This is a genomic window from Enterococcus gilvus ATCC BAA-350 (assembly GCF_000407545.1).
GTDB lineage: Bacteria > Bacillota > Bacilli > Lactobacillales > Enterococcaceae > Enterococcus_A > Enterococcus_A gilvus.
The window spans coordinates 1602803-1618983 of sequence record NZ_ASWH01000001.1; the positions used below are offsets into that span (position 1 = coordinate 1602803).

Here is a 16181-nt window from a genome sequence, read left to right on the forward strand (position 1 = left end):
ATTGCGTTGAATGATTCTGTATTTGGAGTAAATTAGGAGAATGTCTATGGCAAAAGATGCGAGCTTTGATATTGTTTCAGAGTTAAACAAGGAAGAAGTCAAAAATGGGGTTCAAATCGCCCTGAAGGAATTGAAAAATCGCTTTGATTTTAAGGGAAGTACCTTCGACATTACATTAGAAGGCAATCAATTAGTGATTAAAGCTGAAGATGACTACAAGATCGAACAAGTGAAAGATGTGCTGTTTAGTAAACTGATCAAACGTGGTGTGCCGTTAAAAAATATCCAATTCTCTACTTCTGAGCACGCCTTAGGAGGAAACGCCCGACAACAAGCTGAACTTGTAAACGGGATTGATAGAGAAAGTGCCAAGAAAATTACAACTGCTATCAAAAACAGCAAAGTAAAAGTAAAGGCGCAAATTCAAGAAGACCAATTAAGAATTACTGGAAAAAATAGAGATGACCTCCAACAAGTAATTGCTTTAGTAAAAGAAATCGATTTACCGATCGATGTTCAGTTTATCAACTACCGATAGTAATAAAGAAATAAATTTTTTACGAGATACAAAAAATAGGATGAATGATTCTTTACTGCCTTTATTGATAGTAATTGAATCATTCAGCCTATTTATTTAGTAGTTTAGTAGGAGTTGGGGCAAACATTTCACTTGCGATATTTCTATCTCTTATTTGCTTTTGACTTCTTGTTGCCAAAATTCATTTGCCATTCGTTCCACTTCATTTGGTCCATAAATCACTTTTCGGTCTGACCAATTAACGGGTAAAAGACTTTGATAATGAGGATTTGTGTAGCGTTGATCTAAGAGAAGAATGATCCCTCGATCTTCCATCGTACGAATGACACGCCCCGCTGCTTGTATCACCTTGTTCATTCCTGGCAATTGGTAGGCATAACTGAATCCTTGATTGCGTTTTTCGTCATAATATTCTTTAATCAGCTCTTGTTCGTGATTTACCTGAGGCAGTCCTACTCCGACCACGACTGTACCGATCAATCGTTCACCGACTAAATCGATCCCTTCAGAAAAAATCCCCCCCAATACGCAAAAACCTATCAATGTTTTCTTTGGATTTGTTACAAAAGCAGCTAGGAAATCCTCTCGCTCTGTTTCGTTTAATTTTGATCCTTGAATTTGAATCGCATATTCTGGATATACTTCATGGAAATAGTCTGCTACTTGATCTAAGTATTGAAATGATGGGAAGAAGACTAAGTAATTCCCCGTTTTCGTTTTCACCAACCCTTCAATAGAGGCAGCGATTTTCGGAATACTTTGCGTTCTCCTTTGATACGTTGTTTGAATACTGGCATCCACCATCACTAGGCGATTGTCATTTGGAAAAGGACTCGGAAGGCGATAAGTAAGACTCTCTTCCCCTCCGCCTAAGACTTCTTGGTAATAATCCAATGGTGAAAAACTTGCGGAAAAGAGAATGCTGCTCCCAACTTTATCCATGGTCTGCTCTAAAAACCAAGACGGATCAATACAATACTCTTTGACAATCAGATCATAGCTTTTATGTTCAACAGTTGTCTGATAATGATCGTCATAAAATTCGCTCATACGAGTAAAGCGTATAATTTCAAAGTAAACAGGCAGCATCTTCTGTTGCGCCGGATTGTCTGGATTCTCTGCTAGCCATTCTTTGATTTGCTCCTGTAATTTGAACAAACTATTGATCAAATTTTCAGGTGCTGCCTGCTGGTGATGGTAGGCTTCTCCATCCAATGATTGATGGATCAATTCAAATTCATTGTCCACTCGCGTAAATGCTTTGTGCAATTTTTTAAAAGAGGTATCCAAATTCTTTTGCATCTGAGCGAGTGATTCCCTTGAGATACTGGCAGAGTACATTTCTTTCGAGCGATTGACTAAGTTATGAGCTTCATCAACTAACACTAGATTTGATTTATTCTCTTCCTCAAAGAAACGACGCAAATAAACGGTTGGATCAAATAAATAATTATAGTCACCGACAACAAGATCGCTGAAACGACTCACATCCAACGAAAGTTCAAATGGACAAAGCTCATGCTTTCTCGCGTATTTTTCAATTACTGGGCGTGTGTACTGGTCCTCACTATTCAGCATATCCCATAGACCATCGTTGACGCGATCATAGTAGCCCTTCGCAAAAGGACAGTGCTCAGGAGTACAATTTCGTTCCGTCAAAAAGCAAATCTTGTCTTTGGCGGTCAACGTCACACTTTTTACCCGTTCATCGTTTTTAGTAATTTTAGTAACCGTTTCTTCGGCCACTTGGCGCGTGATCGTCTTTGCTGTTAGGTAGAAGATCCTTTCACCCAACCCTTCTCCCATTGCTTTAAACGTAGGGAAAAGGGTGGACATTGTTTTTCCTGTACCGGTGGGGGCTTCGACAAACAACTTTTGTTGCGCGTGGATCGTTTTGTATACTGCGGCAGCCAACTCTCTTTGCCCCGCACGATACGTATCGAAAGGAAATTCTAAGGATTTTAGAGAATTATTTCGTGTTTCCCGCCACTCTATCTGAAATACCAGCCAGTTTTCATAGCGTTTGATCAAATCGTTGAAGAAAGCGTCCAATTCTTCGAAAGTGAACGTTCGAATTTGTCGCGTGATCTTCTCCTCTGTTGTTTGAAAATAGGTTAACCGTGTACCGATTTCAGCGAGATTCTCTTGCTCACTATAAATATAGGCATAAACCATTGCTTGATAAAAATAAAGGTCAATGATCCCTTCTTCCAGCTCCTCAAAGGGTATCTCTGATGTTTTGATCTCGTCAACAAACACGTGATCTTCTTCTATATAAATACCGTCGGCACGTCCTTCTATTTGAACGGCTGTATCGGCAATTTCTACGGGTTTCTTCAACCAGACTTCTTTCTGGTAGCCAGAACCGCCTTCTTTTTGTAGCTGGCGATGGATTCGTGCACCTTCTTGAGGTGTGTGATTGCTATTCTTTCCTTCGTCGATGCTCCCGCTGCGCAGGATGAATTCAACTAACTCACGAATCGCGATTCTTTTTACTGCCACCTTCTCACCTCGTTCTTGTATCTGCATATGCGATCATTTAAAATCGTTTTGCTTTTTCACCATAGAAGATTTTCGGTAGCTCGTCAAGTGTTAGTCTACGCTGGGCAATCCTAGCTTTCCATAACAAGCAGGAAGCAGAATCGCCAAAATCGTTCAGGGAAACCACAATTTTTTTACTTTTAAGGTATAATAGAGAAGAATTAAGTGATCGTGCGTTTTATTACTGATAGAAAAAAATCATTTGAGACTTTTAGTAAAACAAATCACGTCAATGAAAACTACTTTTAGTGCTTCAGGGAGGAAAATAATGATTCAAATCGAGGGCTTTGTTACCGGAATCGCGCAAGAAAATTGCTATTTGATTCATAATGAAAAAAACTTATTGGTCGTTGATCCAGGTTCAGAGGGTGATCGACTTGTAAAAGAAATCGACCGCATCGGAAAAAAACCGCAAGCGATTTTATTAACACATACTCACTACGATCACATTGGGGCGGTCGAACAGATTCGGAATAACTACAACATTCCAGTGTATGTAAGCCCGCTAGAACAAAAATGGTTAGGCGATCCTATCTTAAATCTTTCTGGTTTAGGACGTCATGACGATATGCCGGATTTAATCCTTCAGCCAGCAGAATACGAATTTGAAATGAAGGAATACACTATCGGCGGTATGACTTTTCAAGTAGTTCCGACACCTGGTCATTCGATTGGCAGTGTCAGTTTCATCTTTGATGACTTTGTCGTTGTAGGGGACGCACTTTTCCGAGGCAGTATTGGTCGCACAGATTTGTATACGGGGGATATGCAACAATTGTTGTACAGTATCAAAACGTACCTGTTTACCCTTCCCCATGAGCTTCCGGCTTATCCAGGACATGGCGAGGCAACAACGATCGGTCGCGAGGTCGACACAAACCCATTCTTTAATTAATCAACTTTTTGGAGGTTATAAATATGGCAGAAACAAATCTTTATATTGTTCGACATGGTAAAACAATGTTCAATACGTTAGCTCGTGTGCAGGGTTGGTGTGATACACCGTTAACAAAGAGCGGACGTGACGGGATTCATTACGTCGGCTTGGGCTTGCAAGATACAAAGTTCGAAGAGGCATACTCCAGTGATTCTGGGAGAGCGATCGAAACGATGCGAATTCTTTTAAATGAACACCCTGAAGGAAAAAATATTCCTTATCACGTCGATCCTCGTATTCGTGAATGGTGCTTTGGCTCCTTAGAAGGCGCCTACGATGCAGAAATGTGGGGCGTTTTGCCACGTGTACTGAATTTTAAAACAGAAGATGACCTGTTTGCTACAGATGTCAGCTTTGAAGAAATCGCCAATGCGATCGAAGGAGCGGATACCGCAAATTGGGCCGAACCTTATTCAACATTGCGTGATCGCGTATGGAATGGTTTTGAAGACATCGCTCAAAGCCGTGAAAAACAAGGCGGAGGAAATGTTTTGATCGTCTCCCATGGTTTGACGATCGCCTTCTTATTAAGCTTGATTGATTCAAAACAGCCGGTACGTGCCAACTTGTTGAACGGCAGTATCAATCGTCTGCGTTATGAAAATGGAGAATTCTCCATTCGCGCTATCAATGATATCAGCTATATGGAACGTGGAAAATCGATCTCTGATCATTCAGAAGCATAGTTCGCAAACTGTCAGCAAGCGCTGGCAGTTTTTTTCTTTAAAAAAGCTTAGCCATTTTTAGATGGTCTTTTCAAAGCTGAAACGGTATACTGATTATTGTTATTAACTTGAAAGGACGTATAACTTCATGCTTATTGCCAATATTTTTAAAGCAATTATTCTTGGGATCGTCGAAGGAATCACCGAATGGTTGCCAATTTCTTCCACAGGACACCTCATATTAGCGGATGAATTCATCCGGCTGAATATGAGTCCTGCCTTTATTGAAATGTTCAACGTGGTGATTCAATTGGGGGCGATTTTAGCCGTAGTTGTCTTGTTTTTCAGCAAATTGAATCCCTTCGCTCCTAGTAAAAATCATAAAGAGAGACAGGAAACATGGACATTGTGGTTCAAAGTCATTATTGCCTGCTTACCCGCAGCAGTCATTGGCTTGCCGTTAGATGACTTTCTAGATGAACATTTCCATAAATTTCTACCAGTTGCTATCATGTTGATTGTTTACGGGATCGCCTTCATCGTGGTGGAACGGATGAATAAAAATAAAACACCGAAATGCACGAATTTAAATGATTTCACCTATAAAGCCGCATTGATCGTGGGTGGCTTTCAATTACTTTCTTTGATTCCTGGAACCTCCCGCTCGGGTGCGACGATCCTGGGAGCAATTATTATCGGAAGCTCTCGTTATGTTGCAACAGAATTTTCTTTCTTCCTTGGAATTCCCGTCATGTTTGGGGCCAGTGGATTAAAAATCGTTAAATTTTTGATGCATGGGAACACTTTTGGTGCTTCAGAAATTATCGTATTATTGGTGGGCATGGTCACTGCCTTTGTAGTATCGATCATTGCGATTAAGTTCTTATTGGATTATATTAAACGGAATGACTTTACCGTGTTTGGCTGGTATCGAATCGTTCTGGGTATCATCTTGATCGGCTATTGGCTGATCGCTATGTAGGATCTGTATTTTTGCAGGTCTTTTTTTTTGCAAATTTTTTTCTGACACTTGAATAAACGATAGTTATTCTAAATAAGGATTACTATCGTTTATTTTCATTTTTTTGTTGGTATACTGCGGAAAAACATTTTAAAAGCTAATGATAGTCATTCTCAATGGTAATTGATAATTACTTTCGTTCTCAATTAGCGATTTAAATTATCAATTATGCGGATTGCTATGATACTATGAAATTGAAAGAAACAGTGCCCGCACATCTCATCAGTTGTGAGTGATTGGTTCTGATAGATTTCTTTGTATTTAGAAAGGAGGAAAAGTGATGAGTAAAGAAGAACGTAATGCCTTTCTCTCTACCCTTTTCTGTTTCGTATTTTTGATGATTGGAAAAATTTCAAGCGGCTTCTCCCTGCCTGTTTCTCCACTCTTTTTCGTTTTGGCAATTATCTGTGGTGGATGGAAGCAAACCTTTGAAGGTTTCAGTGAGCTCTTACAGGATCGCACATTAAACGTCGATTTATTAATGGCTTTAGCAGCAATCGGTGCCTGTTTGATCGGTAATTGGTTTGAGGGTGCGATGTTGACGTTTATTTTTTGTTTGAGTGGCGCCTTGGAAGAATATGCGACCAATAAGAGCACAAAAGAAATCACCGCGCTAATGAATGTTGCCCCCAATGAGGCGTTGAAAATTGTTGAGGGTGAGCACCTCACAGTTCCCGTAGAAGAATTACAAGTGGGAGATCTTGTGTTTGTGCCTAAGGGGAAAGCTGTACCGATTGATGGTCGAATGCTCGATGCCTCGTCAATCGATGAATCTGCTATCTCTGGTGAATCTGTTCCGGTTGAAAAAGCGGTCAATGATGATGCCTTTGGCGGAACCATCAATTTAGGTCAGCCATTTACATTGGAAGTATCAAAAACAAGCAATAATACGTTATTCGCTCAAATATTGCGATTGGTCGAAAATGCTCAAAATGAGAAAAGTGCAACAGCGACATTCATTGAACAAATTGAAAATGTATACGTCAAAATTGTTCTTATTACCGTACCAGTAATGATTCTACTGACCCATTTCGTATTGAGTTGGAGTATGACAGAGAGCTTTTATCGCGGCATGGTGTTATTAGTCGTAGCCTCCCCCTGTGCGTTAGTCGCTTCTGCCACTCCCGCAGCGCTGGCAACGATCTCTAATGGAGCGAAGAAAGGGATTTTATTTAAATCTGGCAAAACAATAGAAAAACTCGCCGATTTGCGGGCCATATCCTTCGATAAAACGGGAACCCTGACACAAGGAAAACCGCGTGTTACGGATTACCATACATTTTACGAAGACCCAGTGATTCCTCGGCTCTTCTATTCTATGGAACGCCAATCTGCTCATCCGCTGGCAGCGGCTATTACGAAGTTTTTCAAAAATGAAGAGACACTCGACCTCTCCATTGAAGAACGGGCGGGCTTCGGTTTAGAAGCAAGTTATCAAGATGAACGGTGGCAGTTGGGCAAACCGAAAGACGAGCAGAGGCATCCTTTGATCAAGCAGTGGCATGATGAGGGAAAGACCGTGGTCGTCCTCAGTAACAATGAGACGATCGTCGCATTAGTAGGATTGATGGATTTGCCTAAGCCCTACACGAAAGAGGTCATCCACTATTTTCAGGAGGAAGACGTGCAAACCGTCATGCTCACCGGCGATAATTATGGAGCAGCCAGTTACATTGCCCATCAATTGGGATTAAATGATTATCACAGCGGCTGTCTGCCCGCTGATAAAACAGAATTAGTCAAACAGCAGCAAAAGGCGTTTCACGTCAACGCAATGGTTGGCGATGGAATCAACGATGCTCCCGCTTTGGCGACTGCAAGCATCGGGGTTGCTATGGGTGAAGGAACCGATGTTGCGATGGAAGTTTCCGATATGGTTCTAATGAAGAATGATTTGACCAAATTAATGTACAGTCATCGTCTAGCCAAAAAAATGAAGCGCATCGTTCGACAAAATATCCTATTTTCCTTGAGCGTCATTTGTGTGCTGATTGCGAGCAATTTCTTACAATTTCTCACTCTTCCCTTTGGCGTGATCGGACATGAAGGAAGTACGATACTTGTGATTATAAATGGGTTGCGGATGCTCCTACCTCTAAAAGAACCGAAACACTTGGATGAGACAAAATGCACGGCTTGCCCATTATATAAATCAGCCAATTAAGAATCGGATCGGACGGGTATACCCTTCTGTTCATAAAAATAGAATCGGGCACATGAATCAACGCTGTTGCCTTCTTATATATTTATTTTCTGTTAAGGAAAAAAACTTGTCACGATTTTATTGCATTGAAAAGCGGCTTTATGTATAATGAGTAATGTTGAATTGTACGGAAATAACCGTATAAGACTGAATTCGGAGGTGAAATCCATGCCAAACATTGAATCTGCAATCAAACGTGTTCGCACTAGCGAAGCTGCTAACGCTAAAAACTCATCACAAATGAGCGCAATGCGTACTACTGTTAAGAAATTTGAAGAGGCTGCTGATGCTGGCGCTGAAAATATGAACGACCTTTATAAAGAAGCTGCTAAAGCAATCGATATGGCTGAATCAAAAGGTTTGATCCACAAAAACAAAGCAAACCGCGACAAAGCGCGTCTTGCTAAAAAATTAGCGAAATAATAAAAACCGATCGTTTGATCGGTTTTTTATTTTGTCCTCTGGATACAAAAATAGCGTCGATACCATTGGTATCAACGCTATTTTTTATTTGTTCGTCAATTCCGTATAACTTTTCGCCCGTTCTTCCATATCATCGACGGTTTGTGTCAGCATCTCTTCTACTAGCTCATCATCTTTTTTGATGTTGTGCAGTGCAGAGAAGCGTGTCTGACCTTCAAGGAAAGCATTCATTTTACTGAAATCTGCTTTCTTAAAGTCGATCCGCATTGGGTCCTTGCCTTTTTGTGCACGGACAGGATCGTAGCGATAAAGCGGCCAGTAGCCTGATTCAACGGCTTCTTTCGATTCTTCGATCGATTGACTCATTCCGCCTCGAATCCCGTGGTTGATACACGGTGTATACCCAATAATCAATGATGGTCCCGGGTAGGCTTCTGCCTCCTGGATCGCCTTCAATGCCTGCGTCGGATTAGCTTCGATCGCGACTTGAGCGACATAAACATCCCGATACGTCATTGCCATCATACCCAGATCTTTTTTCTTCGTTTTCTTCCCGCCGGCCGCAAATTTCGCAATGGCTGCTGAAGGGGTCGCTTTGGACATCTGACCTCCGGTATTTGCATAGACTTCATTGTCCATAACCAAAATATTGACATCCTCACCAGAAGCTAAGACGTGGTCAATACCGCTAAAGCCGATATCATAGGCCCATCCATCGCCTCCGATGATCCATTGACTAGGCTTCGCAAACATCTCATGATCCGCGAGAATTGAACGCAAGTCTTCGTCTGTTTCTTCACCTAATACGGCACGTAATTTTGCCGCACGCTGTTGACTGCCTTCGCCATCTAACATGTGGTTCATCCAGTCCTGTAACTGGGCCCTTGTATCCTCTGACCCAACGCCATTTTCCAAAGCCTTCATCACTTTATTGGCTAAACGATTTCGTTTGGTTTGGTTTGCCATGTGCATACCTAGACCGTATTCTGCGTTGTCTTCAAAAAGTGAATTGCTCCATGCAGGTCCTCTGCCATCTTCGTTAACAGTATATGGTGTCGCTGGTGCAGAACCGCCCCAAATAGAAGAGCATCCAGTCGTGTTTGCCACCATCATGCGGTCCCCGAACAATTGGGTCAATAGCTTCACATATGGTGTTTCCCCACAGCCCGCACATGCGCCAGAGAATTCCAATAATGGCTGCTCAAATTGAGAGCCCTTAACAGAAAACTTCTTCGCTGGATTGGCTTTTTGACGCAACGTCATCGCGAAAGCCCAATTAACTGCTTGATCTTTCTGATCTTCATAGGATTTCATAACTAACGCTTTTTCTTTAGCAGGGCACGCTTCTACACAAAGCCCACATCCTGTACAGTCTTCCAACGATACTTGGATACGATATTTGAACCCGTCTTTTCCACGCATATCACGAGTAATAAAGCCTTCTGGCGCCGCCTCCATCTCTTCTTCGTCTGCAAGGAATGGACGAATCGCTGCGTGAGGACAAACAAAGGCACACTCGTTACACATCGTACAGGCTTCTGGAATCCATTCAGGCACTTCCAGTGCAATTCCGCGCTTCTCATACGCTGCTGTTCCTGAAGGCATCACGCCGCCCAACATACCATTTTCAATCAGGTCGTTGACAGAAAGCGCATTGCCTTCTTGACGGTTGATTGGCTCTAAGATATTGCGAATATAGGCAGGTTTCTCTTGATCTTCCTTATTAAACAGCGGTTTTACTTCAATCTCTGCCCATTCAGCCGGTATTTCTACTTTTTTCAACTCAGCGACTGTCGCGTCGATCGCCTGCCAATTGCGCTCAACGATCGTTCTAGATTTTTTACCATAAGCGGCATCTACTTCTGCTTTAAGCAGCGGCAAATACGTCTCATGATCCAAAATATCTGTCAATTCAAAGAAGGCTGTGGACATTACTTGGTTGATCCGTCCGCCAAGGCCTGTCTTTTGCGCGATCTCCATTGCATTGATAATGTAGAAATTGATGTTGTGTTCCGCTAAATAGCGTTTGATTCTGCTTGGTAATAACTGTTTGACTTTTTCTTCTGTCCAAACCGTATTAAGCAAGAATGTCCCGCCATCTTTTAACCCTTTAACTAAATCATATTGGTGGATGTAGGCGCTGTTATGGCATCCCACAAAATCAGCAGCTTCTACGTTATAGATTGAAAGAATCGGTTCTTTACCAAAACGTAAATGGGAATTCGTCAAGCCGCCTGATTTTTTAGAATCATAGGAGAAATACGCCTGCGCATAATAATCCGTGTTGTTCCCGATTATTTTAATCGCTTGCTTATTCGCCCCCACTGTACCATCAGAACCAAGTCCCCAGAACTTCGCTTGGAAGGTAGATGTCGGTGTCAAATCCAATACTTCACCCATTGGTAAGGACAGATTTGTCACGTCATCATTGATCCCGATCGTAAAGCGTTGCTTCATTTCGTTTATCGGTACTAAAAGATGGTCAAAAACAGCCACGATTTGATCTGGCGTAACATCTTTAGAAGCAATTCCGTAACGGCCGCCAATAACGATTGGACGGTTCATGTGACGGTACAGTACACTTTGTACATCCAATAATAACGGTTCGCCATCTGATCCTGGTTCCTTCGTACGATCAAGTACTGCTACTTTCTCAACGGTTGCAGGTAATTTTTCTAATAGATTTTCAGCAGGAAAAGGACGGTATAGATGAATATCAATAAAACCGACTTTACGGCCATTGGCATTCAAGTAATCCACTGTTTGCTGGATCGTTGGTGAAGCAGATCCCATCGCAATGATCACTTCTGTCGCTTCTGGATCTCCATAATAATTCGTTAAATCATAATTGGTTCCACGGAGATCGTTGATTTTCTGCATATATTTTTGAACGATCGCCGGCATTTCGTCGTAATAACGATTGACTGTTTCTCTTTGTTGGAAATGAATGTCTGGATTTTGAGCCGTTCCAGATACATTCGGACGATTTGGATTCATCCCTAGTTTACGGAATTCTTCCAGCGCTTCCCAATTCACCATCGCTTTTAGATCATCATAATCAAGAACTTCAATTTTTTGCAGTTCATGACTGGTTCTGAAGCCATCAAAGAAATTCATGAATGGTAATTTGCCTTCGATGCTCGCCAAATGGGCAACGGCGGACAAATCCATTACTTCCTGTACGCCGCCTTCAGCGAGCATACAAAATCCTGTTTGTCGAGCAGCCATCACATCACTGTGGTCGCCGAAAATACTCAAGGCGTTCGTAGAAACTGCACGCGCTGCTACATGAAACACCGTCGGCAGTAATTCACCTGCGATTTTGAACATATTTGGAATCATGAGAAGCAGCCCTTGCGAAGCGGTATACGTCGTGGTCAATACACCGGTCTTTAATGACCCGTGCACTGTCCCTGCGGCTCCTGCTTCTGATTGCATCTCAACAACCTTTACTGTCTCATTGAAAATATTTTTGCGGCCCTGTTCTGCCCATTCATCAACGACTTCTGCCATTGTTGAGCTAGGGGTGATCGGATAAATACCTGCAACTTCAGTGAATGCGTAAGATATATGTGCTGCTGCAGTATTTCCATCCATTGTCTTCATCGTTTTCATCATTTGCACCTCGCTTAAACCAATTGCTCCTGTCTTGTCTTTTGAATGTACTGATCAATTTCATTTGCTGCAATTTTCCCAGCGCCCATTGCTAAAATGACTGTTGCTGCACCCGTTACGATATCTCCCCCAGCAAACACTCCTGGTATCGACGTTGCACAGGTTTCTTCATCTGCATCAATGTATCCCCATTTATTCAGAGCCAGCTCAGGGAATGTATCTAATAGCACTTTGTTGGCCCCTTGCCCGATTGCTTCGATCGCTGTGTCTGCTTCGATAATAAATTCGCTGCCTGGAATCACGATTGGTCGACGACGACCTGAATCATCCGGTTCCCCTAATTCCATTTGGACACATTTAACTGATTTTAGGCGGCCGGCACCATCGTCCATATATTCGATTGGATTCGTCAACCAGTGATACTCGATGCCCTCTTCTACCGAATGGTGATACTCTTCTTCTCGGGCAGGCAATTCTTCTAATGACCGACGATAAACGATCGATACCTTTTCAGCACCCAAACGCTTAGCAGAACGTGCTGCATCCATCGCAACATTCCCGCCGCCGATAACAACGACATTTTTTGATTTTTGAATAGGTGTATCGTATTTAGGAAACTCGTACCCGTGCATCAAATTGACACGCGTTAAATATTCACTGGAAGAATAGACCCCATTTAATGAAGTCCCTTTGATTCCTTGGAATCTTGGTGCACCTGCGCCTACAGAAAGATAGCAGGCATCAAAGTCGCTGATGATCTCATCCATCGTGATCGTTTTTCCGACGACCACGTTCGTTTCGATTTTCACGCCTTGTGCGACGATCCGGTCGATCTCTTTTTTAACGATGCGCTTTGGCAAACGGAATTCTGGAATCCCGTATGTCAATACGCCACCTGGCGCATGCAGCGCTTCGTAAACAGTGACATCATAGCCTGATTTCGCCAAATCTCCTGCGACAGTAAGTCCAGAAGGACCGGCACCAATAACTGCCACACGGCCTTTTTCTCCTGAAGCTTCCTTTGCTTCAAATGGCTGTTCCAACGCCCAGTCTGCAACAAGACGTTCGAGCTTTCCGATGGCAACCGGTTCGAATTTCTTCGATCGTCCTAATCGACAAACCATCTCACATTGTTTTTCCTGTGGGCACACTCGTCCACAGATGGCTGGCAGATTGCTGTATTTGCTTAAAATTTCATAAGCTAATGGCATTTCGCCGTCCTCAATTGCTTTGATAAATCCAGGAATATCGATCATAACTGGACAGTTTTCGATACACGGCGCATTTTTGCATTGAAGGCAGCGGCTTGCTTCTTGCTGTCCTTCTTCTAGCGTGTAGCCTAAAGCGACCTCATCAAAGTTATGATTGCGAATCTCCGGCGCTTGTTCCTTCATAGGAGTTTTCGTATAACTGCGTTTAGCCATTTGAACTCACCTGCTTTTCGTATCTTTCGTTGGCCAGTACTTCCTCCGGTCGATATTGCTGCATTCGATTGACAAATTCGTTCCAATCGACTTCTTCGCCTAAGAATTCTGGTCCATCCACGCAAGCAAATTTGATAGAATCGGCCACAGTCACCCGGCAGCCGCCGCACATGCCTGTTCCGTCGATCATGATAGGATTCAACGAGACATAGATCGGCACGTCATACTTTTGCGCAGTCAGAGTACAAAACTTCATCATGATACTCGGTCCGATAGCCCAAGCCATCGTGATCGTTTCACGCTGAAAGACCTCTTCCATTGCTTGTGTGACCAATCCTTTTTGGCCAACAGAACCATCGTCTGTCATCAATATCAGCTCATCCGAATACTCAGCACACTCTTCTTTTAAGATCAATAACTCTTTGTTTTTTGCACCGAGAACGGTAATTACACGGTTTCCTGCTTCTTTTAATCCCTTAACGATCGGGAACAAAGCAGCTATCCCAACACCGCCTCCAACGAGGAGAACGGTACCATAATTTTCAATGTCTGTTGCTTTTCCAAGAGGACCAACGATATCTGACAACCCTTCTCCAGCCATGACGGTGGCCAGTTGCGCGGTCGACTTTCCGATTACTTGAAAAATTAAGCGTACCCAACCCGCTTCTTTGTCAGTATCGACGACTGTCAACGGAATCCGCTCACCCTGTTCGTCGATTCGCAAGATCACAAACTGCCCTGGCTGTGCCTTGCTGGCAATTCGCGGCGCTTCTACTAAAATTTCATACTCCGTTGGCGCCAATTCCTTGCGTTCCAATACTTTAAACAAAATCTCACTCCATTCCTCCAAGGTAATCCTTATTCAGCTGCTTCTACCAAAGTTTTCACAAATGCTTTCAATACTTCTTCATCCTCATCATCTGCTTCATTTTCGATTTTCACAGTTTCCGCTGCTTTTTTAGCGCCTGTTTTGGCAAAAGCTTCATCAAATGCGATCGCTGCATGGCAGAAATAGTCTGGATATAACTCGCTATCGCCACTTCCTACGACACCGTAGATTTTTCCTGATAGATCTTCCTCAGGTAATTCTTCATGCAAGTCTTCCAAATCGAAAGGCAATTCCCCATCCCCATCAGTATAAGTAGCTAGGACACAGATATCCGCATCTTCATAAAAATCTGCTTCTGCCTCATCCGCATCCACGCGTTCAACGTCGATCCCGATTTCTTCAAAAGCATCCTCCAGAATTTCAGAGATTCCTTCTGTGTTTCCTGTGTTTGTTGCATAAACGATCTTTGCTAATGTCATTTTGTTCATCCTTTCTTTTATGGTTTTATACATTTTTGTTGCATATATAAAGCCAGCGACGCTGACTATTATCGATTGAGAAAAATTACACGCAGCATTTTAAAAAAAGTAAAATGAGTACACGGTTAAAGGTCTTTATTTTCATTATGAAGCGCTTAACAAGCTTATTTTTAGGTATTCAACACCTTTGTTTAATCATACCTCAAAAATGTGAATTATTAAACATTGCTGAGAGATTTTTATTCTAAATTTTTTTGAAAAAGTCGATACTATTTGTTTTTCTAACTTTATTTTTCCATCTCAACTAATTTGTCGCTTTTAATCGATTTTCTGAAATTTTACTTCGCAAACACATAAAAAAACCATCGAATACGCGATGATTCGATGGCTTCTCTTCAATAATAAAACTATTTTTTTATTTTTTCTGTTGTTTTTAAGATAAATAGCTGAAAGTTGATCTCCTTATCGGCTTGACCCGTCTTAACTTCATAATCATTTTCGACTAATTCATCATACATTGAGACAAGTAGATTGAGTGGAAATTTCGCAACCTGCTGCATCGCTAATTTCACTCGATATGGATGGACACCTAATGTTTCCGCGATATTGGCCTGCTGATAGCCAATTTTCTGCAAGACTTTGGTTTGTAGCAGCAGACGAATCTGACCAATCAAAATCGCGGTCAATTTAATCGTTTCTTCCCCTTGCAAATGCAGCTCTTCATATGTTTGATAAGCTTTTGCCGTGTCGCCTTTTAAAATTTGTTCCGTCAGTTCAAAGATGTTGTGCTCTAAGGTTTTTGGAACCAAATCTTGGACTAATTGAAGGGTGATTGTCCCTCCATCACCCGCAAGTAACAATAATTTTTCGATTTCATTCATTGCTTTTGAAAGATCAAAATCTGTTAATCGTAAAAATAAGTCAAATGCTTCTTTTGATATTTTTACATTTTCATTGCTGATATAACGCTGCAGAAAATTACGCAATTCTCGCTCTTGAAGCGGAGCGGCATCGATGATCTCGGTTTTCTTTAATGCCTTTGTGATTTTTTTGCGGGCATCCAGCTTAGGATAATTCGCCCAAAAAACGACGATCGAGGTGTCTAACGGTCGCTTGAGGTAGTCCACCAAACCATCCGTGTCCTGCTCTGGCGTGTTACTTTTCTTTTCTCCAGTTAAAAAGTAAGGCTTCTCAATAAAAATGAGCCGGTAATCGCCAAAAAAAGGCATCGTTTCTGCCTCATCGATGACTGCGCCTAGACCGCTTTCCTCCATATCAAAAGACATGAAATTCAATTCTTCGAGGTCATCTTTTTTCATCCGGTCAATAAATGCTTGCCGGATTTCTTGAATCAGATAATCTTCTGTTCCTGTCACTAGATAAACCGGTTTTAGCGGTGCAGTTCTAATCTGTTGAAGGGCTTCTTGTGTATTCATGTCATACTCCTAATTCAGTAGTAATTAAAGTTGAATTTCTATAGTATATCACTAATCCTCATGGGGAATG

General features: G+C 42.1%; 12 protein-coding genes. 6 read left to right on the forward strand and 6 right to left on the reverse strand.

Features of this window, described 5'->3' with window-relative positions; all coding sequences use genetic code 11:
- Positions 1-46 precede the first annotated feature (46 nt).
- Positions 47-538: a YajQ family cyclic di-GMP-binding protein gene (locus I592_RS07935; protein WP_010780723.1), complete on the forward strand. Its 492-nt coding sequence runs from the start codon at positions 47-49 to the stop codon at positions 536-538.
- Positions 539-688: 150 nt separating this feature from the next.
- Here the strand turns inward: I592_RS07935 and I592_RS07940 are convergent, their stop codons facing one another.
- Positions 689-3040: a helicase C-terminal domain-containing protein gene (locus I592_RS07940; protein WP_010780722.1), complete on the reverse strand. Its 2352-nt coding sequence runs from the start codon at positions 3038-3040 to the stop codon at positions 689-691.
- A gap of 307 nt (positions 3041-3347) precedes the next feature.
- Here I592_RS07940 and I592_RS07945 point away from each other — a divergent pair, with 307 nt between their 5' ends.
- From I592_RS07945 to rpsT, 5 genes are all read left to right on the forward strand, one after another.
- Positions 3348-3974, forward strand: coding sequence for an MBL fold metallo-hydrolase (locus I592_RS07945; protein WP_010780721.1), 627 nt, complete (start codon positions 3348-3350; stop codon positions 3972-3974).
- Between the two features lie 23 nt (positions 3975-3997).
- Positions 3998-4702: a histidine phosphatase family protein gene (locus I592_RS07950; protein WP_010780720.1), complete on the forward strand. Its 705-nt coding sequence runs from the start codon at positions 3998-4000 to the stop codon at positions 4700-4702.
- A gap of 127 nt (positions 4703-4829) precedes the next feature.
- On the forward strand, positions 4830-5663 hold the full coding sequence (locus I592_RS07955; protein ID WP_010780719.1) for an undecaprenyl-diphosphate phosphatase: 834 nt from the start codon (positions 4830-4832) through the stop codon (positions 5661-5663).
- A gap of 319 nt (positions 5664-5982) precedes the next feature.
- On the forward strand, positions 5983-7866 hold the full coding sequence (locus I592_RS07960; protein WP_010780718.1) for a heavy metal translocating P-type ATPase: 1884 nt from the start codon (positions 5983-5985) through the stop codon (positions 7864-7866).
- Between the two features lie 207 nt (positions 7867-8073).
- Entirely contained in the window at positions 8074-8328 is a 255-nt protein-coding gene (gene rpsT, locus I592_RS07965) for a 30S ribosomal protein S20 (protein WP_010780717.1), read from the forward strand.
- Between the two features lie 84 nt (positions 8329-8412).
- Here the strand turns inward: rpsT and nifJ are convergent, their stop codons facing one another.
- From nifJ to holA, 5 genes are all read right to left on the reverse strand, one after another.
- Positions 8413-11946, reverse strand: coding sequence for a pyruvate:ferredoxin (flavodoxin) oxidoreductase (gene nifJ, locus I592_RS07970; protein ID WP_010780716.1), 3534 nt, complete (start codon positions 11944-11946; stop codon positions 8413-8415).
- 11 nt (positions 11947-11957) lie between these two features.
- The gene (gene gltA / locus I592_RS07975; protein WP_010780715.1) at positions 11958-13367 is read right to left on the reverse strand and encodes an NADPH-dependent glutamate synthase; all 1410 of its coding nucleotides are present in this window, start codon (positions 13365-13367) and stop codon (positions 11958-11960) included.
- Complete coding sequence (locus I592_RS07980; RefSeq protein WP_044926508.1) at positions 13360-14196, reverse strand: sulfide/dihydroorotate dehydrogenase-like FAD/NAD-binding protein; 837 nt, start codon at positions 14194-14196, stop codon at positions 13360-13362. The genes gltA and I592_RS07980 overlap by 8 nt, the downstream gene beginning before the upstream one ends.
- Positions 14197-14225: 29 nt before the next feature.
- Positions 14226-14675, reverse strand: coding sequence for a flavodoxin (locus I592_RS07985; protein ID WP_010780713.1), 450 nt, complete (start codon positions 14673-14675; stop codon positions 14226-14228).
- 407 nt (positions 14676-15082) lie between these two features.
- Positions 15083-16111 (reverse strand): DNA polymerase III subunit delta, encoded by a 1029-nt coding sequence (gene holA, locus I592_RS07990; RefSeq protein ID WP_010780712.1) that lies wholly within the window; start codon positions 16109-16111, stop codon positions 15083-15085.
- Positions 16112-16181 lie beyond the last annotated feature (70 nt).